This is a genomic window from Thermodesulfovibrio sp. 3907-1M (assembly GCF_040450955.1).
Classification (GTDB): domain Bacteria; phylum Nitrospirota; class Thermodesulfovibrionia; order Thermodesulfovibrionales; family Thermodesulfovibrionaceae; genus Thermodesulfovibrio; species Thermodesulfovibrio autotrophicus.
Map to the genome: position 1 here is coordinate 831,217 of NZ_CP144373.1, position 22,914 is coordinate 854,130.

Annotated in this window: 23 protein-coding genes; 3 read left to right on the plus strand and 20 right to left on the minus strand. The window is 35.8% G+C overall.

Annotated elements, in window-relative coordinates:
• Nucleotides 1-32: 32 nt before the first annotated feature.
• From V4D30_RS04335 to V4D30_RS04390, 12 genes are read right to left on the minus strand one after another with little or no spacing between them, the layout of a single operon-like run.
• Nucleotides 33-1,442, minus strand: coding sequence for a sigma-54 dependent transcriptional regulator (locus tag V4D30_RS04335; protein WP_353685024.1), 1,410 nt, complete (start codon nucleotides 1,440-1,442; stop codon nucleotides 33-35).
• Entirely contained in the window at nucleotides 1,429-2,592 is a 1,164-nt protein-coding gene (locus V4D30_RS04340; RefSeq protein ID WP_353685025.1) for a PAS domain-containing sensor histidine kinase, read from the minus strand. The genes V4D30_RS04335 and V4D30_RS04340 overlap by 14 nt, the downstream gene beginning before the upstream one ends.
• Nucleotides 2,589-3,617: a phosphoribosylformylglycinamidine cyclo-ligase gene (gene purM / locus V4D30_RS04345; protein WP_353685026.1), complete on the minus strand. Its 1,029-nt coding sequence runs from the start codon at nucleotides 3,615-3,617 to the stop codon at nucleotides 2,589-2,591. Before purM ends, V4D30_RS04340 begins: the two co-directional genes overlap by 4 nt.
• Nucleotides 3,614-4,471, minus strand: coding sequence for a carboxylating nicotinate-nucleotide diphosphorylase (nadC, locus tag V4D30_RS04350; protein WP_353685027.1), 858 nt, complete (start codon nucleotides 4,469-4,471; stop codon nucleotides 3,614-3,616). The genes purM and nadC overlap by 4 nt, the downstream gene beginning before the upstream one ends.
• A 7-nt stretch (nucleotides 4,472-4,478) precedes the next feature.
• Nucleotides 4,479-4,958: a hypothetical protein gene (locus V4D30_RS04355; RefSeq protein WP_353685028.1), complete on the minus strand. Its 480-nt coding sequence runs from the start codon at nucleotides 4,956-4,958 to the stop codon at nucleotides 4,479-4,481.
• A 9-nt stretch (nucleotides 4,959-4,967) separates the two neighbouring features.
• Nucleotides 4,968-7,793, minus strand: coding sequence for a valine--tRNA ligase (locus V4D30_RS04360; RefSeq protein WP_353685029.1), 2,826 nt, complete (start codon nucleotides 7,791-7,793; stop codon nucleotides 4,968-4,970).
• Nucleotides 7,786-8,271 carry a response regulator gene (locus V4D30_RS04365; RefSeq protein ID WP_353685030.1) on the minus strand — a complete coding sequence of 162 codons (486 nt, stop codon included), beginning with the start codon at nucleotides 8,269-8,271 and terminating at the stop codon, nucleotides 7,786-7,788. The genes V4D30_RS04360 and V4D30_RS04365 overlap by 8 nt, the downstream gene beginning before the upstream one ends.
• Before the next feature lies 1 nt (nucleotide 8,272).
• Complete coding sequence (locus V4D30_RS04370; protein WP_353685031.1) at nucleotides 8,273-8,881, minus strand: ABC transporter substrate-binding protein; 609 nt, start codon at nucleotides 8,879-8,881, stop codon at nucleotides 8,273-8,275.
• A 14-nt stretch (nucleotides 8,882-8,895) separates the two neighbouring features.
• A complete protein-coding gene (locus tag V4D30_RS04375; protein ID WP_353685032.1) occupies nucleotides 8,896-10,242 on the minus strand; it encodes a TolC family protein in 1,347 nt (448 codons plus the stop codon).
• Nucleotides 10,223-10,666, minus strand: a complete 444-nt coding sequence (mlaD, locus tag V4D30_RS04380; protein WP_353685033.1) for an outer membrane lipid asymmetry maintenance protein MlaD — start codon at nucleotides 10,664-10,666, stop codon at nucleotides 10,223-10,225. Before mlaD ends, V4D30_RS04375 begins: the two co-directional genes overlap by 20 nt.
• A complete protein-coding gene (locus tag V4D30_RS04385) occupies nucleotides 10,647-11,402 on the minus strand; it encodes an ABC transporter ATP-binding protein (protein ID WP_353685034.1) in 756 nt (251 codons plus the stop codon). The genes mlaD and V4D30_RS04385 overlap by 20 nt, the downstream gene beginning before the upstream one ends.
• Nucleotides 11,399-12,169 (minus strand): MlaE family lipid ABC transporter permease subunit, encoded by a 771-nt coding sequence (locus tag V4D30_RS04390; protein WP_353685035.1) that lies wholly within the window; start codon nucleotides 12,167-12,169, stop codon nucleotides 11,399-11,401. The genes V4D30_RS04385 and V4D30_RS04390 overlap by 4 nt, the downstream gene beginning before the upstream one ends.
• 100 nt (nucleotides 12,170-12,269) lie before the next feature.
• Here V4D30_RS04390 and V4D30_RS04395 point away from each other — a divergent pair, with 100 nt between their 5' ends.
• Nucleotides 12,270-13,151: a peptidyl-prolyl cis-trans isomerase gene (locus V4D30_RS04395; protein ID WP_353685036.1), complete on the plus strand. Its 882-nt coding sequence runs from the start codon at nucleotides 12,270-12,272 to the stop codon at nucleotides 13,149-13,151.
• Here the strand turns inward: V4D30_RS04395 and mnmE are convergent, their stop codons facing one another.
• The 7 genes from mnmE to thrS are packed head-to-tail and all read right to left on the minus strand — an operon-like array spanning nucleotide 13,152 to nucleotide 19,115.
• Nucleotides 13,152-14,534, minus strand: coding sequence for a tRNA uridine-5-carboxymethylaminomethyl(34) synthesis GTPase MnmE (gene mnmE / locus V4D30_RS04400; protein ID WP_353685037.1), 1,383 nt, complete (start codon nucleotides 14,532-14,534; stop codon nucleotides 13,152-13,154). It abuts the gene before it with no gap.
• Nucleotides 14,531-16,075: a membrane protein insertase YidC gene (gene yidC / locus V4D30_RS04405; RefSeq protein WP_353685038.1), complete on the minus strand. Its 1,545-nt coding sequence runs from the start codon at nucleotides 16,073-16,075 to the stop codon at nucleotides 14,531-14,533. Before yidC ends, mnmE begins: the two co-directional genes overlap by 4 nt.
• Nucleotides 16,076-16,079: 4 nt before the next feature.
• Entirely contained in the window at nucleotides 16,080-16,304 is a 225-nt protein-coding gene (gene yidD / locus V4D30_RS04410) for a membrane protein insertion efficiency factor YidD (RefSeq protein ID WP_353685039.1), read from the minus strand.
• Nucleotides 16,286-16,426 carry a 50S ribosomal protein L34 gene (gene rpmH, locus V4D30_RS04415; protein ID WP_012545609.1) on the minus strand — a complete coding sequence of 47 codons (141 nt, stop codon included), beginning with the start codon at nucleotides 16,424-16,426 and terminating at the stop codon, nucleotides 16,286-16,288. The genes yidD and rpmH overlap by 19 nt, the downstream gene beginning before the upstream one ends.
• Nucleotides 16,427-16,441: 15 nt before the next feature.
• Nucleotides 16,442-16,642, minus strand: coding sequence for a 50S ribosomal protein L35 (rpmI, locus tag V4D30_RS04420; protein ID WP_353685040.1), 201 nt, complete (start codon nucleotides 16,640-16,642; stop codon nucleotides 16,442-16,444).
• A 59-nt stretch (nucleotides 16,643-16,701) separates the two neighbouring features.
• Nucleotides 16,702-17,208: a translation initiation factor IF-3 gene (gene infC / locus V4D30_RS04425; RefSeq protein ID WP_353685152.1), complete on the minus strand. Its 507-nt coding sequence runs from the start codon at nucleotides 17,206-17,208 to the stop codon at nucleotides 16,702-16,704.
• Between the two features lie 17 nt (nucleotides 17,209-17,225).
• Entirely contained in the window at nucleotides 17,226-19,115 is a 1,890-nt protein-coding gene (gene thrS, locus V4D30_RS04430) for a threonine--tRNA ligase (protein WP_353685153.1), read from the minus strand.
• A gap of 139 nt (nucleotides 19,116-19,254) precedes the next feature.
• On the opposite strand from thrS, the gene dapA reads away from it, so the two are divergent.
• Both dapA and recN read left to right on the plus strand, forming a co-directional pair.
• Nucleotides 19,255-20,130 carry a 4-hydroxy-tetrahydrodipicolinate synthase gene (gene dapA, locus V4D30_RS04435; RefSeq protein ID WP_353685041.1) on the plus strand — a complete coding sequence of 292 codons (876 nt, stop codon included), beginning with the start codon at nucleotides 19,255-19,257 and terminating at the stop codon, nucleotides 20,128-20,130.
• A complete protein-coding gene (gene recN / locus V4D30_RS04440) occupies nucleotides 20,127-21,761 on the plus strand; it encodes a DNA repair protein RecN (protein WP_353685042.1) in 1,635 nt (544 codons plus the stop codon). The genes dapA and recN overlap by 4 nt, the downstream gene beginning before the upstream one ends.
• Nucleotides 21,762-21,774: 13 nt before the next feature.
• On the opposite strand, the gene V4D30_RS04445 is transcribed toward recN, so the two are convergent.
• Nucleotides 21,775-22,902 carry a cysteine desulfurase family protein gene (locus V4D30_RS04445; protein WP_353685043.1) on the minus strand — a complete coding sequence of 376 codons (1,128 nt, stop codon included), beginning with the start codon at nucleotides 22,900-22,902 and terminating at the stop codon, nucleotides 21,775-21,777.
• Nucleotides 22,903-22,914: the final 12 nt, after the last annotated feature.

Below are 22,914 nucleotides of genomic sequence, written 5' to 3' on the forward strand. Positions count from 1 at the left end.
GACTTTAATTTAGAAAAAATTTTTTCAGGGGACTATTTTTTATGCAGTTTATGCAATCTTTTATTAAGTGCCTGCCTTGTTATACCAAGCATTTTAGCTGCGATACCCTGATTACCTTTAGCTCTTCTTAAGGCTTCATGGATAAGGAGTTCTTCCATCTCCTTTAATGTGGGAAGTTTATCGGGAAATCTCATCTGTATATAAAATTTTACTATCTCACTTTTAAGCTCTTTATCAATGGAATTGCTTATGTCTATCATGTCTTTGAAGACTTCCAGTGAGAGAATAGAGGATTTACATCGAGCTACTGCATCATAAACTATCATCTCTAATTCTCTTATATTGCCCGGAAAGGAGTAGTTCACTAAAAGTATTAATAACTCTTCTGGATACTTGGGAGGTTTTTTCCCCAATTGTTTTGCAGCCTCTTTAATAAAATGGTCAAGTAAAACAGGTATATCATCCTTTCTTTCCCTTAAAGGTGGAAGATGAACATGATGTGCTTTAAGTCTGTAAAATAGATCCTTTCTGAAGGCTCCTCTGTTAACCATATCATGTATATCCTGATTTGTGGCAACTATAATTCTTGCATCACTGCTTTTTGGAATATCTGAACCAAGAGGATAATAAACTTTCTCCTGAATAACCCTTAAAAGCTTAAGTTGAGAGGCTTCAGATAAATCTCCGATTTCATCAAGAAAAAGAGTTCCTCCCTTTGCTCTTGAAATAAGTCCTTCCCTGGTTGAGATAGCTCCTGTAAAAGCTCCTTTTCTGTGACCAAAAAGTGTATCAGAAAACATATTATCATCAAGCCCTGCAACATTTACTGCTACAAAATCACCTTTTCTGCCACTTATTTTATGAATTGCTCTTGCTACAAGTTCCTTTCCTGTTCCTGTTTCACCTGTTATTAAAACAGGTTGCTCTGTTTTGGATATTACTTCTACGTATTTAAAAATACCTCTCATTCTCTGATTTACAGTGATAATTTCTGAAAAAGCCTCTTCATGTTCGAGTCTATCCTCTATCAAGCGATGCTTTAATCCTGAAATCTCCTCCTTAAGGCGATTCATTTCCAGTGCTTTTTTTATTGATGAAATCAGCTTATTTTTTTCAACAGGCTTTACCAGATAATCTGAAGCACCTATTTTTATGCACTCAACAGCTGTTTCTATGTCTTTTATTGCTGTTAAGACAATTACAGGAATTTCTGGATATTCCACTGATAAGTATTTTAAAAGTTCAAAACCTGAGATATGGGGCATTGAAAGGTCAAGAAGTAAAATAGAAAATGATCTTTCTTTTAAAACAACAGGAAGTTCTCGTGGGTCCTCAATTAAAACAACATCATTAATTCCAGACTGTTTTAGAATTAATGAGTAGGTATATAAAGACTCTCTCTCATCGTCTATTATTGCAACAGAGTAATTAAAGTTTTCCATCTGTTTTATAACAGGGCAGATAAATAATTATTTGCGTACCCTTGCTTTCTTCTGATTTGATCGTGATTTCGCCACCAAACTCTTCTATAATGGACTTTGAAAGATAAAGTCCAAGACCTGAGCCACCTGATGAATATTTTGTTGAAAAAAATGGTTCAAAAATATAAGGCATTATATCCTTAGAGATTCCAATACCTTCATCTCTGATTTCAATGTATATCTTATCCCCTTTTATCCCTGTAGATAGGAAAATTCCTCTTTTTCTATCTGGTAATGCCTGTAAGGCATTAATTAACAGATTTATTATAACCTGCTCAAGCTTTTGCGTATTGCCTCTTATTTCTGGCAATCCTTCTTGAAGATTAAGATTAAAATTTTCTGTATGCATAAAAATATGATGATTGAGTATTGTTACTACTCTCTTTACCAATTCATTTACATCAATAATTGAGGATTCAGATTTTAAACCTTCTTTAATGTATTTTCTAAAGTCGTCAATTGTATCTGAAATTCTCGTTATACCCTCCATGATTGACAGCATAAGTTTTGGAATAATTTTTTCAATCTCTGCAGATGAGATTCCTCCAAGTAAGAATTCTCCATTTTCATTCTCATACTCTCTGACAAGATTAAAAACATCCTGCCATGCCTGAAATGTAATTCGGAGATTATTAACCATAAAATTACAGATGTTATTTATTTCGTGTGATATGCTTGAAGTAACCAGATCAATTGATTTTAACTTATCCTGCAGTATCAACTGGGCATTTCTTCTTCTTTTTTCTTCTTTTTTCTTTATTTTTTCAGTTATATCATTAAATTTAAGAAACACAACCCTCTGGTCTTCCCAAGCCACTGGATATAAACTGAAAAGCAAAACTCCTTTACTGCCATTATCTTTTCTATAACTTATAACCCTTTGCTCTTCTATGCTATGACAATCATGAATTAATTTAATAAAATTTCTATACTCCTGTTGTTCAAAAAATTCTGATAACTCTGAATGCTCACCCCAAAAATCTTTTGCAGGCTGATTCATGTAGATTATTTCCATTCTTTCAGGATCAAAAAGAATCAAAGGCTCTGAATAGGAATCTACAAATCTTAAAAGAACTTCTCCTAATTGGGCTTCTTTATGAAATATCTTCATTCTATTTTGATTTTTCCTTTACCTCTGATTACTTCACCAATTGAGTAAGCTTTATATCCTTTTTTATTTAAAATATTCAATGCCCTTTTCACATCTTTACTGTCAATGATAAAAACATAGCCTATTCCCATATTGAAAACTTTAAACATTTCTGATTCTTTAACCTTTCCTTCTTTCTGAATAAGCTGAAATACTGGATGAATCTGCCATTGATTTTTATATATTACAGCAGTTTTATTTTCAGGGAAAATTCTTGGTAGATTTCCTGGAATTCCACCACCTGTTATATGTGCCATGCCTTTAACATTAACTTTCCCCTTAAGAGCAAAGTAGGCTTTAACATAAATCTGAGTGGGCTTCAGTAATTCATCGGCAAGACTGCAACCCAGTTCTGAAACATACTGGTCTATTTTCATTTTTGCTCTCTCAAAAAGAACTTTTCTTACAAGAGAAAAACCATTGCTGTGAAGTCCTGATGAAGCAACGCCTATTATTGCATCTCCTTCTTTTATTTCCTTTCCATCAATTATTTCATTCTTTTCAACCACTCCCACAGCAAAACCTGCAAGGTCATATTCCTCTTTTTTATAAAAGCCAGGCAGCTCAGCAGTCTCACCTCCTATAAGCGCACAGCCTGCCTGTCTGCATCCTTCAACAATGCCTTTTATCACCTGCGATGCCTTTTCTGCATTAAGCTTTCCTGTAGCGAAATAGTCAAGAAAAAATAAAGGCTCAGCACCAACTGTCAGAATGTCATTCACACACATGGCAACAAGGTCTATTCCAACGGTATCATGTCTGTTTGCTTCAAAGGCTATTTTTAGCTTCGTTCCCACTCCATCAGTGCCACTAACAAGCACTGGTTCTCTGTATTTTTTTATCTCCAGCCTGAATAATCCTGCAAAAAGTCCTATATCAGTAAGAACCTCTTTACGGAAAGTTGTCTTCACCACAGGAGAAATCATTTTTACAAATCTTTCTGCTTCATCAATATCAACTCCAGCCTGTTTATAAGTAATGCTCATAAAACCTCCCTTATCTTCATGCTTATATCAACAGCTCTGGCAGAATGAGTTAAGGCTCCAGCAGAGATAAAATCTACACCTGTTAAAGCAATCTCTCTTACATTTTCAAGATTAACGCCACCTGAGGCTTCAATCAGGACTCTGCCTTTTGCAATGGATACAGCCTTTTTCATTGTTTCAATCTCCATGTTGTCAAGCATCACAATGTCTGCTCCTGCATTAACTGCCTCCTCAAGCTCTTCAATAGTTTTGACCTCAACTTCAATTTTCTGATAAATACAAGATTTTTTAGCTCTAAGCACTGCCTCTGCTACAGAACCTGCAATTTTAATATGATTGTCCTTTATTAAAACCGCATCATAAAGAGCAAAACGATGATTATGTCCTCCAGCAATTCTTACAGCATACTTCTCCATAAATCTTAATCCAGGAGTTGTTTTTCTTGTATCAAGAATTTTTACTGGAAGGTCTTTAACTTTTTTAACAAATTCTCCTGTTAAAGTGGCAATTCCTGAAAGTCTCTGTAAAAGATTTAATACAGTTCTCTCTCCTGCAAGAAGCAATCTTGCATTGCCTTTAAGTGTGGCAATTGTATCGCCCTTTTCAATGAAATCACCATCTCTGTAGTGTTCCTCAAAACATAAGCTATCAGGCTGAATGCTGAATGATGAAGAGAGAATACTGAAAAATCTTTTTACAAAAGGTATTCCTGCAAGAATCAAATTTTCTTTACATATTATATGAGCAATGGCATTACATTGTTCAGGGACAATTACTTCTGAAGTGATATCACCTTTTCCAATATCCTCTAAGATTGCTATTCTGAAAACTTCATCAATCAGTGAACTATACATTTATCTCTTATCTCTTTAAAAAAATTCTTAAAAGTCCGTAAATGCCTCCTGCAACTGCTGTAATGGCAAGAGCACTCTTCCAGTTAAAAAGGGTGGTAACATTTCCCTGAATGTTTTTGCCTATTAAAATAAAACTGGCAGAGTTTTTAACCTCCACATTACTTCCTATAACTATACCTGCTGCTGATCTTTTCACTTCAGCTTCTTCTCTACCAATGGCAACAGGACATAGAGAAAAATTAACATCAGTTTTCTCTCCCATTGAAACTCCACTTATGCACTGATTCATGCTCAATTCATTAGCTCTTACAAATCCTATTGCTCCTTGAGTAATTTCAGCTCTTTCTGAATCAATACTTAATGCACAAACTTGCTGCATTTCTGCGGTGCCTGCTTCAATAGCCCTTGCTGTGCTTTGTTTTATATTGATAAATTCAGCTTCAACTATATCCATACTCTCCCCTTCAATTTCTATTTTTTCTTCCATCTTTTCCTCCTAATCTGATAATTCTTCAAGAATCTTAAGATTATCTTTTATTTTATCACTTTTAACTAAAAGCTCCTCATACTTTTCCCTATCTTTCTCAACTACTTCTTTGGGTGCGTTTTTTATAAAATCTTCATTCATCAATTTTTTGTTAAGAAATTTTATGTCTGCTTCAGTCTTCTGAAGTTCCTTTAAAAGCCTCTTTTTCTCCTGGGCTATATCTATCATTTCTTTTACAGGAATATAAATTTCAAACTCTTTTTTTACTGAAACTGCTGAGCCTTTTTGCCTGACAATGTCCTTGCTGATTTTTAATGTTTTTGCTCTGGCAAGTTTTGAAATAAATTGATATCCTTCATTTAAAACCTGCTCAGCCCTTGAAGACGCTGGTTTTATAAATACCTCAAGACTTACTGAAGGAGATATGTTTAGTTCTCCACGAATACTTCTTACTCCAGAGATTGCCTGCATTATGTATTCCATTTTTTCAACTGACTCTTCATCTATGCCTATTAGATCAGTGGTTGGATAGGAAGAAATCATTATTGATTGATCTTTTTTTAATATATTTAGCCAAATTTCCTCAGTTACGTATGGCATAAAGGGATGTAAAAGCTTTAAGACATTTTCAAAAACGTAAAAAAGACAATTAACAGTTTCTTCCTTGTTTTCTGTTTCAGAGTATAACACAACCTTGCTTAGCTCTATGTACCAGTCGCAGAACTCATGCCAGAGAAATTGATAAACTGAATTTGCTGCATCATTAAATCTGTATGCCTTAAGCGATTGATTTGTTTCTTCTATAGTTTTTGAGAGTCTTGACAGAATCCATCTATTTTTGAGACTCAACTCTTGCATTGTAACGGTTTGCTTTGTTCTTAAAGAAACAAAGCTCATTATAAACTTCATGGCATTCCAGATTTTGTTTATAAAATGCCTGTATCCTTCAACTCTTTCTTCTGAAAACTTTATGTCTCTGCCCTGTGCTGCAAATGCTGCAAGAGTGAATCTAAAGGCATCTGCTCCGTATTTTTCTATCATAACAAGAGGGTCTATTACATTACCCTTTGATTTGCTCATCTTCTGTCCCTTTGAGTCTCTCACAAGAGCATGAATGTAAACATCTCTGAAAGGAACATCTTTCATAAATTTCATCCCCATCATTATCATCCTTGCTACCCAGAAGAATATTATGTCAAAGCCTGTAACAAGAACACTGGTAGGATAAAATCTTTTTAAATCCTCTGTTTCCTCTGGCCAGCCAAGTGTTGAAAAGGGCCAAAGAGCTGAAGAAAACCATGTATCAAGAACATCAGGGTCCTGTATTATCTCTTCACTGCCACATAATGGACAAACACGGGGTTCATTTCTGCTTGCAAAATGGGATACCTCTTTTGGAATCTTGATCATCTTTGCTCTCTGTTCAATTTCTTCCTTAGTTATGCCAAGCCTTCTTAATTCATTGTAAGTACCGCTCCAAATTTCTCTTCCATCAAAGATAAAGGGTTTATAGAATAAAATTTCTATCAGATCGCCGTGTTCAACGCCTTTTTCTGATTTGCATTTTGCACAGTACCACACAGGAATTCTGTGTCCCCACCAAAGCTGCCTTGATATGCACCAATCCTTTATATCACGCATCCAGGCATAGTAGTTATTAACCCATCCTTCAGGAATAAATCTTATTTTGCCCTCCTGTACAACCCTTACTGCCTCCTCAGCTAAAGGCTTTATTTTCACGTACCACTGAACTGTCTGCAAAGGCTCAATAACTGTTTTACATCTGTAGCAATGTCCAACAGCATGTTTGTGCTTTTCTATTTTTTCAAGAAGTCCAGCCTTTTCAAGGTCTTCAATTATTCGTTTTCTCGCTTCATATCTATCAAGTCCCTTATACTTACCAGCTTTCTCTGTCATTTTTCCTTCTTCATCAATCACACATACATAGGGAAGATTGTGTCTCTGAGCAATCTCAGCATCATTGAAGTCATGGGATGGAGTAACTTTTACAGCACCTGTTCCAAACTCCATATCAACAGCACTGTCTGCAATTAAGGGAATCTCCCTGTTCATAAAAGGAAGAATGAGTAGCTTACCAATCAAATTTTTATATCTTTTGTCTTCAGGATTAACAGCAACAGCTGTATCACCAAGCATTGTTTCAGGTCTGGTTGTTGCCACTGTAATAAATTGCCGAGAATCGTCTTTTAATGGATACTTTATGTAGTAAAGCTTCCCGTCTATTTCTTCATGCTCTACCTCAAGATCAGAAAGAGCTGTATGACATCTCGGACACCAGTTAATAAGTCTTAAATCTCTATAAATCAATCCTTCCTCAAAAAGTCTTAAAAAAACTTCTTTAACAGCTCTTGAAAGCCCTTCATCCATTGTAAAGCGAAGACGGCTCCAGTCACAGCAAGCACCTATTCTTTTAAGCTGTTGTATAATTTTATCTCCACAGGCATCCTTCCACTGCCATACTCTATGAAGAAAAGCGGTTCTACCAAGTTGATATCTATCCAGTCCCTCCTTTAAAAGTTCTCTTTCCACAACATTTTGAGTGGCAATTCCAGCATGGTCAGTTCCTGGAACCCATAAAGCAGCATAACCAAGCATTCTTTTCCATCGGATTAATATATCCTGAAGCGTAGCATTTAAAGCATGTCCCATATGAAGAGTCCCTGTTACATTGGGAGGAGGAATTACAATGCAGTAAGGCGTTTTTTTAGGGTTAGGGTCTGGTTTAAAGAAACCATTTTCTTCCCAGAAGCTGTAAAGCTTGGTTTCAATTTCCTGAGGTTGATAGATCTCACTTATAAGCTTTTCTTTAAACATGTCTCTGCTGCATAACCTCCAGAATTTGCTTGAAAATATTTTGCATTTCCCTTTTAACTTCGCTGCTTATGTAAGGTCTGAGCTTATTAATTAATTCATCTTCCTCAATAGAAATTGACTGATGTTTTATGCCCAGCAGAGATTGTAATTTCTGCTTAAATTCTTCAAAAGTAAATGGTTTAACAATAAAATCCACTCCCAGGTTTCTTAATTGTTCAAGATTTATGGAAGAGTAAAAATTGAGCACCGCTAAAACAGGGATTAACAGAGAGTATTTTTCTCTTATTCTTTGAAGAAAATTTATTAAATCTGACTCTTTTATATCAACACCTGAAACTATTACCTGAGGACTGTGCTCTTCAATGCTCTGCAAAGCATTATCAGTATCTGAAAAGGTTATAATTGAAAAATTATCCTCCTTAAAACTGCTCAAATAATCCCACAAAAAAGGTGATTTTTCCAGTAAAAAAATTTTCATCTTACTTCTCCCTCATCAATTCTTCTGCTTGCTTGGTTTTCATTCTTTTTACAAGCTCCTGATAGGAATGAGTACGAATTATCTTATTAAACTGGCTACGATAATTACTCACAAGACTGACTCCTTCAATAACAACATCATAAACTTTCCATTCTTTTCCATTGAAATAAAGCTTATAATCAATGGGAATCTCTTTTTTGTCCTTTGTTATTATTTTCGTTTTTACCTCAGCATACCTACCGTTTTCAATTCTTTCATCTGTATAAACTATCTGCTCATCAGTGTATGATTCAATCTTTCCTGCGTAATACCTTTCAAGAAGGTCCCTGTAAAGCTCCACAAACTCCTTTTTTTCCTGTGGAGTTCTATCCTTCCAGTAAACACCTAAGGAACGCTTTGACATCTCTTCAAAATCAAAAACTTTGCTGATCTCTGTTCTCAATGCAGCTCTTCTCTGTTGTGTCTTTTTTTCTCCTTTGTACTTAGGGTCTTTAAGAATGCCTATTACCTTATCCACAGTTTTCTTAATCTGTTCCTTTGGAGAGGAAACAGCAAAGGCGCTGGATATTGTAAAAACAAATATTAATAAAAATACCGTTAATTTTTTCATTATTTAACCTCCCTTTATCTATCAAGTCCAGATGCCTGAAGCAAGTTTGCGATAGCCATTTTTTGATTATAAAGTGCTTTTAAATGATTTACTCTTGTCGTGGCATAGGCTAAAACCGCATCTGCAAGGTCTTTTGTCTCTCCAACTCCCATATCAATGTTTGCATCTGCAGTTACAAGCCATTTCTTTGCATTTTGATAGGCCTCATCCATATCCCGAGCAGACTTTGTTGCTTCCTGAAGTTCATAGTAAGCTTTCATAATCTGAACCGGAATTCCGCTTTCAGCAAGTTTTTTCTTTTCAAGCACCTTCTGATACTCAATCTCAGCCTCTCTTATTTTACCCTTTGTTATGCCAAAATCAATATTGAGTTTCATTCCGAGCACAGCAGCGAGCATTGAATCATTAAGAGGATCATAAATATAGGGGTTGTGGATTCTGTCCCTATTTGTAGCTCCAGAAAGAGAACCTTTAACGAGGAAAAATATCTGAGGATAAAGATTACTCTTTTCAACATCAACAAGAGCCTGTTTTGCTCTGAGACCTTCTTTTATCTGAATCATCTCAGGTCTGAGCTGAAAAGCCTTTGCAATTAACTCATCCGGTTTCATGTATATTTCTTCATATTTTAAGGGTTCTGTAGTTATCTCAAGCTTTGTATTCTGAGGAGTTCCTGTCATGAACTTTAAGGCTTCTATTATGATTGCTTCATTTTTGTCAATCTCATTCAAGTTTCTTTTGACCTCACCAAAGTAGGTTTTAAGTTTATAAAGAGTAAGTTCATCAGCAGAGGGAATGTCTTTTTTCAAATCCTCTTGTGTTCTTTTAATTGCCTTTTCAAGCTCATCTTTAATCTCATTGACAAGGTTTCTTAAATCTCTCAGCATGGCAAGACTCCAGTAAAGCTCTTTGGTTTTTAAAATAACTTCAGAACGCTTCTTCTCAAGTTCTGCTTCTGAAACCTTTATACCTCCCTGAGCAGCTGTTCTGTATCCTGAAATCTTTCCAAAGGTATAAATTGGTTGCAGCACCTGCATTGTAATCATACCAAAAACACCGTTTATTGTGGTGGATTTAACATCAGTTCTAATCTCTGGAGATATAGCATCTCTGCGTGCTTCAGGAGATGGACCTCCTAAAGCCATGAGCTCAATCTGTGGAAAAGCTGCTGATTGTGCTTCGCTGAGTTTTGCTTTATAAATCTCAATATCCTGCTTATATTCACCGAGCTCTGGATGAAAGTTAACTGCTCTATCAATACATCCTTTAAGGTCAAGCACTATTTTGTCTTCTGCAAAACAGACTGATGAAAAGAGAATCATCACAAAAATGATTAAAATTCTAAATTTTGCCGAATACATATTTTGACAACACCTCCTCTATATCTATTGCTGATTCCGTTTCTCTAATTTTACCATTTTGAGCAATATACTGCTCAGAACCTCCAGGTGTAATCTGAACATATTTTTCACCTATCAACCCCTTTGTCCTTATTGAAGCAATTGAATCCTCTGGAAGCTTAATAGAATTAAGAATTTTCAATTCAACTACTGCTTGATATTTACTATTAAGCGTTACCTTTTCAACAGAACCAACCGGAACTCCTGCGATCTCCACAACAGAGCCTTTTTTAATTCCTCCTACCTTATCAAATTCTGCGTAAACAGTATAATAGCCAGTCTGAAACATATCAATCTTGCCAAGCCTGAAAGAGAGATAGCCCAGTGCCAGAATTCCAATTAAAACAAATATGCCCACTGCTATTTCAAGACTTTCTCTTTTCATTGCTCCCTCCATTTTCTATGCCAATTATAAAACTTTTTACAACCATATTATCACTTTTCTGAATCTCCTCTGGAGTTCCTATCGCTACAATTCTTCCATCATGAAGCATGGCAACTCTATCTGAAATTTCAAAAATTTCAGGGATTTCATGGCTTATTATCAATCCAGTAAATCCATACTGTTTTTGAGTCTCCCGTATGAGACTGTGAATTGAACGAACCAGGATTGGGTCAAGTCCTGTTGTAGGTTCATCAAAAAGGATTATTTTTGGATGGGCTATTAATGCTCTTGCAAGGGCGACTCTTTTACGCATCCCTCCACTGAGTTCGGCAGGATATTTATACTCCATGCCAAGAAGTCCAACATCATTCAGAGCTTTAATAACTCTTTCATGAATCTCTTTTTTATTTAATCTGGTTTTCTCTGTTAAAGGGAATGCCACATTATCATAAACTGTCATTGAATCAAAAAGAGCACCTCCCTGAAAAACAACTCCAATATCTGCTCTAATCTCATCAAGCTTGTTTCCTTTTAGCTTTGTTATATCCTGTCCTTTTATGAATATACTTCCTCTGTCTGGTTTTAACAGTCCAACAATGTGTTTAAGCAAAACAGACTTGCCGCCTCCGCTTCTACCAATAACAGCAGTAACTTCTCCCTCATTTATAACTAAATTAACACCCTTTAAAACCTGTTGTTTTCCAAAAGACTTGTAAAGCTCCTTTATTTCTATCATAGGAGAAATGCTCCAAGAATATAATCCCAGATGAGTATTACAACGCTTGAAAGCACAACTGCGTTTGTTGTTGCTCTGCTGACTCCTCTTGCTCCATAACCAGCATTATAGCCCATAAATGTGCATATCCAGGTAACAAGAAGACCAAAACTCAGAGATTTGTAAAGTCCGATTTTTATATCTTCCATATCAACATGAAGCTCCATCTGAGAAAAGTATGTTCCTTCGCTTAAACCAAGAGCATGAACTGAAATAAGATATCCACCATAGATACCCACCACATCAAAAACTGCCGTTAACAGAGGAAAAGTAACAATACCAGCAAGAATATTGGGAACCACCACATATTTCATTGGATTAACTGCCATGACGGTAAGGGCATCAATCTGCTCAGTAATTCGCATTATTCCAATTTCTGCTGTTACTGCAGAACCAGCCCTTCCTGTTACCATCAAAGCACAAAGCACAGGACCAAGTTCTCTTATAAGGGAAAGGGCAACAACAGGTCCTAAAAGTGCCTCTGAGCCAAATTTATTTAGTGCATGATAACCCTGAAGTGCTAAAACCATTCCGCTAAAGGCACCTGTAAAGACTACAACAATCATTGATTTATTGCCGAAAAATCTTACCTGCCTGAGAAAATTTCTGAATTTAAGCGGAGGAGTAAAAATATGATAAATTGAATCAACGAGGAAGATAAACATTCTTCCTAAAAAAATTAAAAGCTCTATGGTGTATCTGCCAATAAATTTTATAAATGCTATCATTGAAGTTTTAAGATATCCATTTTAGCTTTTTTTTGTCAACATTTGCTTAAAACTATCATTTAATGTTAAATTAGAAAAAATTTTTTGAAAGGAGCTATATATGAAATATTTGAAAATTCTTATCTTTCTGTTGAGTTTTTCACTTATTTTTGCCTGTAGTAAAAGTGACGAAGTGGTGGTAAAAGCTGGTTCATCAAAGCTTACCAAAAAAGAACTTCAGGAAGACCTTAAGAGTCTTCCTCCTCAAACAAGAGTCTTTCTTGCTTCACCTGAAGGTGTTAATCGTTTAAAAGATGAATTGATTAAAAGAGAGATTTTATATGAAGAAGCAAAGAAAAAAGACCTGGCAAAGTCAGAGGAATTTAAAAGAAGAGTTGAAGAATTCAAAAAAATTACACTTATTAACATGTTGCTTGAGCAGGAGTTGAAAAATTTACCCCAGGTTAGTGAAAAAGATGCAGAGGATTATTATGAAAAAAATAAAGATCAGTTTATTAGACCAACTGAAGTAAGATTGAGCCAGATAGTTGTAAAAAATGAAGACGAAGCTAAAAAAGTTTATGAAAGAATTGACAAAGGTGAGGATTTTGGGAAAATAGCTAAGGAGATTTCAAAGGATGAAAAAACAAAAGCTTCTGGTGGAGACATGGGATTCTTTAAAAAAGGACAACTCAACCCACAAATAGAAAATATTGCCTTCAGCCTGAAAAAAGGTCAGGTAAGCATGCCTCTGAATTTAAAAGGACAGCTTTATATATTTAAAGTTACTGATGTGAAGGGAACGCCTATTCAGTTTGAGCAAATTAAATCCCAGTTGATTGAACAGCTTAGAGCAAAAAAACAGCAGGACTGGTTTAACAGCTATATTGAAGAACTCAAAAAGAAACACAAAGTAGAGGTTAATGAAAAGGCTTTACAGGAAATACTTAATCAGGCTTTGATTGGAAGTAAACCTGAAGAAATGCCTAAGCAGGCTAAATAATTACTTACCAATGCAGAATTCACTGAAGATTAAATTCAATATCTCTTCAGTGGTAACAACACCCACAATCTGACCAAGAAAACTCAGAGCCTCTCTGAGAAACATGGCAGTTATCTCAAGAGGCTCTTTTTTTTCAAAGCTTTTAAGGGCATTTTCAAGGGCTTCAATGGCATTTTCAAGTGCTACTTTATGTCTCAATTTTGTCACAATCACTCCTTCTTGCTCATACTTCCCTGAAATTGTTGTATTGAAAATAAGCTCCTTCAACTGTTGTATTCCATCACCCTTTAAAGCGGAGATCTCAACAGCAGGCTTGTCTTTAAGAGTCTCTGGCAACTGGAATTCCTTACTTTTTATATCTTTTTTGTTTATTACAACAATGACTTTCCTATGGATTACCTTGTTTATTATTTCTTCATCAAGACTGTCAATGGGTCTGCTACTGTCAAGGACAAGTAAAATAAGCTCAGCTAATTCAACTGCCCTTAAACTTCTTTTTATACCCTCTGCCTCTACAAGATCATGGGCTTCACGGATACCTGCAGTATCAACAATCTTAAGAGGCATTCCCTTAATGTTTATGTATTCTTCTATAATATCCCTTGTAGTGCCTGGAATTTCTGTTACAATCGCTCTGTCTTTCATCAGCAAAGCATTAAGCAATGAAGACTTTCCAACATTTGGTTTACCCACAATTGCAGCTCTTAGTCCTTCCCTGTAGATTTTACCCTCTTCATATCCTTCAATGAGTCTTTTAATCTCCTCCTTTATACGATTTATCTCACTTTGAATCTGCTCATGGGTTAATCCATCAATATCCTCCTCAGGAAAATCAATATAAGCTTCCACATGAGCACAAACCCTCATAAGAGAGTCTCTCAATTCATTGATTTTTTCGGAAAGCTTTCCACTTAAATGCTCTAATGCAATTTTTTGAGCCTGTTCAGTTTTTGCTCTGATTAGGTCAATTACTGACTCAGCCTGACTCAGGTCAATTCTACCTCTTAAAAATGCCCTTTTTGTAAACTCTCCTGGCTCAGCAAGACGAGCACCAAGACAGACAACAAGGTCAAGAATCTTTTTTAATGTCACATATCCGGCATGACAGTTAATTTCCACCACATCTTCTCTGGTGTAAGTATTTGGAGCTCGCATAACAGTCACCAAAACTTCATCAATCTTCTGCCCTGTTTTAGGATCAATTATAAAACCGTAGTGAATCGTATGACTCTTTACATCTGAAAGTTTTACTCCCCTTGGGCTATGAAATATTTTGCTTACAATAGGTATGGCGTCTTTTCCACTTATACGGATTATTCCAATTCCACCTTCTCCTAAGGGCGTGCTTATGGCAGCAATTGTGTCAAACTCTGAAGAAATCACTTAGCTTTTTTTATCTTCTGGTTAATATAAAACTGCTGGACTATTCCAAATATGTTATTTATAAGCCAGTAAAGAACGAGTCCTGAAGGAAAACTCAGAAATAAAAATGTAAAAACTACTGGCATAAGTAACATTATTTTTTGTTGGGTTGGATCGGCAGTTGAAGGAGTCATCTTTTGTTGAATCAACATTGTAGCACCCATTAAAATGGGTAGAATATAGTAGGGGTCCTTTGCTGAAAGGTCTTGAATCCATAACATGAATGGAGCCTGCCTGAGCTCAATGGCTATTGTAAGGATTTTATAGAGAGCAAAAAATACAGGAATCTGAAGAAGTATGGGAAGACATCCACTCATTGGATTGATTTTGTATTTTTTGTAAAGTTCCATCATCTCCTTTTGAAGTCTCTGGGGATCGTTTTTGTATTGTTCTTTCAATTGCATTAATTTTGGCTGAAGCTCACTGAGCTTTTGCATTGACTTCTGCCCACGATTAACTATAGGAATAAAGGGAATTCTTACAAGTATTGTGAGAATTATTATGGCAATTCCGTAATTTCCAGTGAAGCTATAAAGAAGCTTTAAAAACCAAAAAAGAGGACGGGCTATAATTGAGAAAAATCCAAAATCCACTATGTGCTCAAGCCCAACATTAAATTTTTTGAGATAATCATAATCTTTTGGCGCAGTAAATACTTTATACTGATTTGTTCCATCCTGAAATTCAACTGCTGTTAAAGCATTTCCATTATAAGGTAAAACAACGAATTGTTGAGCTTTACTTACAGGAACAATGGCTGAAAAAAAGTATTTATCCTCCTGCGCAATCCATTTTACACCTTCTCTGTATGTAACAGGTTCCTTTATTTTTGAAGGATTGAGCTCAACTCTCTCAGCTTCTTTTAAAATCACAGGACCCCAGTGAGGTGCACCTGTTTTATCAAAAATTCCAAAATCCTCCCCCAGTGTTACATAATAAGAACCAACACCACTTATCTCTTCTTTTAAATCAATTGAGTAATCAGCTTTATTAAAAATGAAACTTCTTTTAATTGAACTGCTCCCATCACTCCAGTTAAATACCACCACTGCTTCACTGGAATTTTTAAATGTTGCCTTTGAATCGTCTACATTGAAAATAATCTTTGCATAATCAAATTTACCATCCTTAATTATTGAAATTGCTGGAATTTGACTGGAAGAAAGTTTAATGGGATTACCCTTTGAATCTTTATATTTTTTCAATTCCACTGATTTAATAGTTGCACCTTCGTTTGAAAGAACCACTTTGAAGACTTCATTTTCTACAACCACTTCCTTATACTTGACATCTTTGACTGCAGGTTTTGTTTCTTCTTTTTTGTCAGAAGGAAAATAAAGAGTTTGCGGAGCAACAGGTTTTTCCTCTTTTTTAACTTCTTGTTTTTGCTGAACTGGTTGATTTTGTGGCTTATAATACTTTGTGTATAAATACTGGCTACCAAAAAGTATAACCATGCTTAAAATCACTGCTAAAAATGCTCTTAATCCTGCGTTTTCCATACTCTCACCTTAATGGATCATATCCTCCTGGATGAAAAGGATGACATTTAAGTATTCTTCTAATTGCAAGAAAAATACCCTTTGCACCATATTTTTTAATAGCCTGCTCTGCATATTCTGAACATGTTGGATAAAATCTGCATGCAGGAGGCATAAATGGCGATATAAACCTCCTGTAAAATCTTATTAAAATTAAAAAAACTCTGGATATTAAGGAGTTAGTCTCCATCTACCCTTTGCTCTTCTTCTTTTTATTACTCTTCTTCCCCCTGGAGTGCTCATCCTTTTAAGAAAACCGTGCGTTCTTTTCTTTTTAAGCTTATGGGGATGATAGGTTGTGTAAGCTCCCAATTTTTAACCTCCCTTTTAAAATTTGTAAGGAATAAGAGTTCTTATAGCCCTATACTGAGTTTCGTCAACCTGAGCTGGATGCTTTAAATGTCTTGTCCTCTTTGAAGGTTTACCTGTAAGTAAATGGCTTTTATTGGCTCTTCTGCGCATAATCTTGCCCGTTGCTGTAACTTTAAATCTTTTTGCCGCTCCTCTGTGTGTTTTTAGTTTTGGCATAAACAATCTCCTCCTCACTGAGTTTAGATGGATATTTTAATAAAAATTTAATGAAATTATCAATCTTTTCCTGGAGCTATAATCATACTCATGTTGTTACCTTCAAGGCGGGGTTCCTGCTCAATTCTGTGAGAAAAACCTATAAGAAGAGCCTTTATTTTATCAAAAACTTTCATTCCCAGTTCAGGATGAACAATTTCTCTTCCTCTGAAAAAAAGTGTTACTCTTGCTTTATCTCCGTCTTCAAGGAATCTTTTAATATGTTTTACTTTTAGTTGAAGGTCATGATCTGAAATCTGTGGTCTTATCTTTATTTCTTTTACTGTAGAAGTCTTCTTTGAGGAGCTCTTTTTGTCAAGTTGATACTTATATTTTCCATAGTCCATTATTTTACAAACTGGTGGATTTGCATTTGGTGCTACTTCTACAAGATCATAACCTCTGTCCCTCGCTATCTGAATAGCTTCTCTGGTGCTTACCACTCCAATCTGTTTACCATTTTCATCAACCAATCTTACTTCCTTTGCTTTAATACCTTCATTTACTCTAATTTCCTTTGTTGCTATCTTCTCACCTCCTCAATTTATTTTCTCTGCTGTATTCTTTCAAAAAGCTGCTGTAAAAACTCATCAATCGTTATAAGTTCAAGATTCTTTCCTTCTCTCAATCTTACTGTAATTTTACCACTTTCCATCTCCTTATCACCAACTATTACCATATAGGGCACTTTATTTAAAGTTCCCTGTCTTATTTTATAACCTATTTTTTCATTTTCAGTATTAAGTTTTACTCTAACACTTTTTTGTATAAGCTTATCATAGACCTGTTTTGCGTAATCAACATGCTTTTCAGAAATGGACATGACCTCCACCTGCACAGGAGCAAGCCATAATGGAAAGGCACCAGCATAATGCTCAATCAACACTCCCATAAACCTCTCAAGAGAACCCATCAAAGCTCTATGTATCATAATGGATCTATGTTGTTTACCATCTTTTCCTCTATATGTGATATCAAATCTTTCTGGTATGTTAAAATCAACCTGAATTGTACTGCACTGCCATGCTCTGTTTAATACATCTTTTATTTTTATATCAATCTTTGGTCCATAAAAAACTCCTTCTCCAGGATCAATCTGATATGGTAAATCTCTTTTTTTAAGTGCCTGTTCAAGAGCATTTGTTGCTTTTTCCCAGTTTTCAAGGCTTCCAACATACTTTTCAGGTCTTGTGGAAATATATATTTCATAGTTATCAAATCCAAATGTTGACAGAACAAATATAGTAAAATCAAGAACTTTCTGGATCTCTTCTTCAAGCTGTTCTTCTGTACAAAATATATGAGCATCGTCCTGAGTAAATCCTCTAACCCGTAAGAGTCCATGAAGCACTCCTGACCTCTCATATCTGTAAACTGTTCCGAGTTCTGCTAATCTTAGTGGAAGGTCTCTATAACTGCGAAGTTCCGATTTATATACCTGAATGTGAAAAGGACAGTTCATCGGCTTAAGCTGGTAGGCAACTTCATCAATCTGCATGGGCGAAAACATGTTTTCTCTGTAAAAATCAAGATGCCCGCTTTTACTCCATAGTTCAAGCTTTGCAATATGGGGAGTATAAAGAAGTTGATATCCTGCTTTTAAATGTTCATCTTTCCAGAAATCTTCAATGATTTTTCTAACAATTGCTCCATTGGGAAGCCATATTATGAGACCAGGACCTACTTCTTCACTAATTTCAAAAAGTCTCAACTGTTTCCCGAGTCTTCTATGGTCCCTCTTTTTAATTTCTTCAAGAAACTTAAGATACTCATCAAGTGCCTGTTTTGTTTGAAAGGCTGTTCCATATATTCGCTGTAACATCTTATTTCTTTCGTCACCACGCCAGTAAGCACCTGCAACACTGAGAAGTTTAAAGGCTTTAACCATTCCGGTATGAGGTATATGAGGACCTCTACAAAGATCAATAAACCCACCTTCTTCATATACTGAAACCCTGTCATCTTCTATCTCATTAAGAATCTCAACTTTATAGGACTCACCGAGGCTTTCAAAAAGTTTAATTGCTTCCTGTTTTGAGATTTCCTTTCGTATAAAGGGATTTTTTGCTTTTATAATTTCCTGCATTCTTTTTTCTATTTTTTGAAGATCATCTTCAGTAAAAGGCTCGTCTTTGTCAAAATCATAGTAAAATCCATCTTCAATAGCAGGTCCTATCGTGACTTTCACCTGAGGAAATAAATCTTTTACAGCATGAGCCATTATATGAGCAGTGCTGTGCCTGAGAATTTCAAGTCCTTCCTTGCTTTCAGGTGTGATTAATTCAATTTCTTCATCTTCATTGAGTGAGGATAAAGAGGACAAATCCTTAGACTGTCCATTAATTTTGATTGCTATTGCCTGCTTTTCCTTAAAGAGTTTCTCTAATTGCTCAGGCTCTAACTCAAAAATACTGTCCTTGACTTTTACTTTTATGCTCAACCTCCTTGAATTTTTTCAAATTTTATATTAATCTAAAACCCTTTTAATAATCAATACCTCAAAAAGATTTCACTTGACAAAGTCTGGTCAGATATAAAAGAATTAGACAAAAAACTAAATAAGGAGGCTGAAGATGTTTAAAGGTTCAATGGTTGCAATCGTAACACCTTTTAAGGAAGGTAAGGTGGATGAGAAGGCTCTTGAAAAGCTTATAGAATGGCACATAAAGGAAGGAACTCATGCTATTGTTCCATGTGGCACAACTGGTGAAGCATCAACTCTTGATTATGAAGAGCATTATAGAGTTATTGAAATTACTGTAAAAGTGGTAAACAAACGAATTCCTGTTATTGCAGGAACAGGCTCAAACTCAACAGAAGAAGCAATAATGATTGCCCGCAAAGCAGAAAAACTCGGCGCAGACGGTTCTCTTTCAGTAACTCCCTACTATAATAAACCCACTCAGGAAGGACTTTACAGACATTTTAAAGAAATCGCAGACAAAACAGGACTGCCGATGATTCTTTACAATGTTCCTGGAAGAACTTCAGTGAATATGTTACCGCAGACAGTGGCTCGTCTTGCTGAGCATCCGAGAATTGTTGGAATTAAAGAAGCTACAGGAGATATGAAGCAGGTAAGCGAACTTATAAGACTATGTGGACCTGATTTTGATGTCATTTCAGGAGATGATTTTACAAATCTGCCTCTCCTATCTCTTGGTGGAAAAGGCTTTATATCGGTAACTGCAAACATCTGCCCAAAAGACATGGCAGAGCTATTTAATGCATGGGAAAGAGGAGACATTAATCTTGCGAGGCAACTCCACTACAAGCTGGAGCCTCTTAACAAAGCAATGTTTATTGAAACAAATCCAATTCCAGTTAAAACAGCCCTTGCAATGATGGGTAAAATAAAAGAAGAATTCAGGCTTCCTCTATGTGAGATGTCGGAAGCGAACAAACAAAAACTTGCGGAGGCTTTGCTTAACGCCGGTCTTATTAAATGATTGAAGAGCTTAGGATTAAAAACTTTGCAATTATTGAAAGTCTTTCAATTCCACTGGCAGAGGGGTTTAATGTCCTTACAGGTGAGACAGGAGCTGGAAAATCTATAATTGTTGATGCCATAGGAGTTTTACTCAAAGAAAAACTATCAGCCTCTGATTTTGTAAAACACGGTAAAAATGAGGCTGTCATAGAGGTGGTATTCAGTGATGTAGGACTTTCAGGAACAGATGATGATCTTATAATTCTTAAAAGAGTTATTCCAGTTCAGGGAAAGACAAAGTCATACATAAATGATTCAATTTACACATCTCAGGGATTTGTAAAAATTGCTTCTCAGCTTATAAACATTCATGGACAGCATGAGCATACCTATCTTTTAAAAAAAGAAAATCACATTGAGTTTCTTGACACAATTGCGGGATTAAATGAAGAAGTAAATGCCTTTGCTGAAATTTACGAAAAAGTTCTTACACTAAGAGAAAAAATTGAGCTACTTAAGCATGAACTCATAACAAAAAGGCAAAAAAAGGAGCTTATGGAGTTTCAATTGAAAGAGATTGAATCTGTTCAACTCAAAGAAGGAGAGGAAGAGGAACTGAATGAACAGAGAAAAATACTTAAAAATGTTTTAAAGCTTAAAGAGCTTGCTGAAAACGCCTTCAGTCTTCTTTATGATGGAAAAAACTCGGTTCAAGAAAATCTTTCTCAAACGCTAACAACTCTTAAAGAGCTTGTCCGTTTTGACTCAAAAGCAGAGGAAATAAAAAATCTCGTTGAGTCAGCTCTTGCCCAGATTGACGAAGCTATTTACTCCCTAAGAAAACTTAAAGAAAGCTATGAACCAGACCCATTTACTCTTGAAAAGATAGAAGAAAGGCTTACACTTCTGAACAGACTTAAGTCAAAATATGGAGGCTCAATAAAAGAAATTCTTGAATACGCAAAAAACATTGAGAAAGAACTCAGTATTGTCAGTATTTCAGAGGAAGAAATTAAAAAACTTGAGGAAGAACTTGACACTGTTCAAACAGAGATGAATAAAAAAGCAGATGAGCTTTCACAAAAAAGAAAAAATTTGGCAAAAAGAATCAAAGCTAAGGTTAATGAAGAGCTTAAAGGAGTTGGATTCAGTAATCCTCAATTTGAGATAAGAATCAGCGAAAAAGAGATTTCATCAAAAGGTAAGGACGATGTTGAGTTTTATTTTTCGGCAAATCCGGGAGAGCCTCCAAAACCTTTAAGCAAGGTCGCATCAGGAGGAGAACTCTCCCGTTTAATGCTTGCTCTTAAATGTGTTGAACTTAAGGAAGCAAAAAAACATATAAAATCAATGACTTTGATATTTGATGAAATTGACGCAGGGATTGGAGGAAGTGTGGCAGAAAATGTTGGCAGAAGACTTCGTGAGCTTGCAAGGTATTATCAGGTTCTTTGCGTAACTCATCTTCCCCAGATTGCAGCAAAGGCTCAGCATCATCTGAAAGTGGAAAAAGTCATATGGGATGAAAAAACAGTTGTAAAGGTTGAGTTGCTAAACAAGGCAAAGAGAAAAGAGGAAATTGCCCGAATGCTGAGTGGACGGATCACAGAGAGTTCCCTTTTTCACGCTGAAGAACTTCTTCAGGATTGAAATAAGTTAAGATTTAAGACCGCAGGGTATAAATTCTCTTAAGCTCTTGCTTTATTATTTCAATCGCCTCCATAACTTCCTGAGGTGTTGTAAATTTTCCCGTGCTTATTCTTATTGATGAGAGGGCTTCCTCCTCAGACAGTCCCATTGAAAGCAAAACATGGCTTGGTTTTCTTATGCCTGCATGGCAGGCTGAACCTGCTGAAATTGCCACTCTCTTTGAAAGCCTTTCAATGAATTCATCTGCAATTATGCCTTTTATAGAAACATTTATCGTATTTGGTAGTCTCGGTGCTTCTGCTCCATTATGCTTAATACCTGGGAGTTCAATTAGTCCTTTAAGCAAAAACTCTGTCACATGCTTAAGATGCTCGGTTATTGTATCAAACTCTACTGAGATTATCTCTGCTGCCTTCCCTAATCCTGCAATGTATGGAGTATTCTCTGTTCCTGGTCTTAATCCCTTTTCATGGGATGCACCGAAAAGCAAAGGCTTTATAAAAAAATCTTTCCTGAGATAAAGTGCTCCTATTCCCTTAGGTGCATAAAACTTGTGTCCTGCTAAAGTAAGCATACTCACCTTAAGCTCTTTCACAGAGACTCTCACCTTTCCAATACTTTGAGCACAATCTGTATGAAAGGGTATTTCTTTTTCCATAAGAATTTCAGCAATTTCCCTGATTGGCTGAATTACTCCAGTTTCATTGTTTGAATGCATTATTGTTACAAGGACTGTATCCATTCTGATTGCTCTTTTAACATCATCAGGCTCAATCATTCCACTGGAGCTTACGGGTAAAAAAGTAACCTCGTATCCCATCCGGGCAAGTTGTCTACAAGTATTGAAAACTGAAGGATGCTCAATCTGAGATGTAATTATGTGCCCGCGCTCAAAACAAAGGGCTCTACCAAATATGGCGAGATTGTTTGATTCTGTGCCTCCTGATGTAAAAATTATCTCTTCTGGGTCTGCATCAATAAGTTTTGCTACCTTTGCTCTTGCAGATTCAATAATCTGTTTTGCTTTTTTACCATATTCATGGGAACTTGAAGGATTACCAAACTCTTGCAGAGTTTTTACTATTTCTTCCTTTACTCTTGGCTCTATAGGTGTTGTTGCATTGTAGTCAAGATAAATCATAAGTTAATTTGG

Excerpts from the sequence above, each read along its gene's own strand:
- V4D30_RS04390 (WP_353685035.1), bottom strand. The coding sequence starts at position 12,169 with ATGATAGCATTTATAAAATTTATTGGCAGATACACCATAGAGCTTTTA.
- V4D30_RS04370 (WP_353685031.1), bottom strand. The coding sequence starts at position 8,881 with ATGAAAAAATTAACGGTATTTTTATTAATATTTGTTTTTACAATATCC.
- rpmI (WP_353685040.1), bottom strand. The coding sequence starts at position 16,642 with ATGCCAAAACTAAAAACACACAGAGGAGCGGCAAAAAGATTTAAAGTT.
- purM (WP_353685026.1), bottom strand. The coding sequence starts at position 3,617 with ATGAGCATTACTTATAAACAGGCTGGAGTTGATATTGATGAAGCAGAA.
- V4D30_RS04340 (WP_353685025.1), bottom strand. The coding sequence starts at position 2,592 with ATGAAGATATTTCATAAAGAAGCCCAATTAGGAGAAGTTCTTTTAAGA.
- V4D30_RS04375 (WP_353685032.1), bottom strand. The coding sequence starts at position 10,242 with ATGTATTCGGCAAAATTTAGAATTTTAATCATTTTTGTGATGATTCTC.
- dapA (WP_353685041.1), top strand. The coding sequence starts at position 19,255 with ATGTTTAAAGGTTCAATGGTTGCAATCGTAACACCTTTTAAGGAAGGT.
- nadC (WP_353685027.1), bottom strand. The coding sequence starts at position 4,471 with ATGTATAGTTCACTGATTGATGAAGTTTTCAGAATAGCAATCTTAGAG.
- yidC (WP_353685038.1), bottom strand. The coding sequence starts at position 16,075 with ATGGAAAACGCAGGATTAAGAGCATTTTTAGCAGTGATTTTAAGCATG.
- V4D30_RS04445 (WP_353685043.1), bottom strand. The coding sequence starts at position 22,902 with ATGATTTATCTTGACTACAATGCAACAACACCTATAGAGCCAAGAGTA.
- yidD (WP_353685039.1), bottom strand. The coding sequence starts at position 16,304 with ATGGAGACTAACTCCTTAATATCCAGAGTTTTTTTAATTTTAATAAGA.
- V4D30_RS04355 (WP_353685028.1), bottom strand. The coding sequence starts at position 4,958 with ATGGAAGAAAAAATAGAAATTGAAGGGGAGAGTATGGATATAGTTGAA.
- V4D30_RS04385 (WP_353685034.1), bottom strand. The coding sequence starts at position 11,402 with ATGATAGAAATAAAGGAGCTTTACAAGTCTTTTGGAAAACAACAGGTT.
- mlaD (WP_353685033.1), bottom strand. The coding sequence starts at position 10,666 with ATGAAAAGAGAAAGTCTTGAAATAGCAGTGGGCATATTTGTTTTAATT.
- V4D30_RS04395 (WP_353685036.1), top strand. The coding sequence starts at position 12,270 with ATGAAATATTTGAAAATTCTTATCTTTCTGTTGAGTTTTTCACTTATT.
- V4D30_RS04365 (WP_353685030.1), bottom strand. The coding sequence starts at position 8,271 with ATGAAAATTTTTTTACTGGAAAAATCACCTTTTTTGTGGGATTATTTG.
- recN (WP_353685042.1), top strand. The coding sequence starts at position 20,127 with ATGATTGAAGAGCTTAGGATTAAAAACTTTGCAATTATTGAAAGTCTT.
- V4D30_RS04335 (WP_353685024.1), bottom strand. The coding sequence starts at position 1,442 with ATGGAAAACTTTAATTACTCTGTTGCAATAATAGACGATGAGAGAGAG.
- V4D30_RS04360 (WP_353685029.1), bottom strand. The coding sequence starts at position 7,793 with ATGTTTAAAGAAAAGCTTATAAGTGAGATCTATCAACCTCAGGAAATT.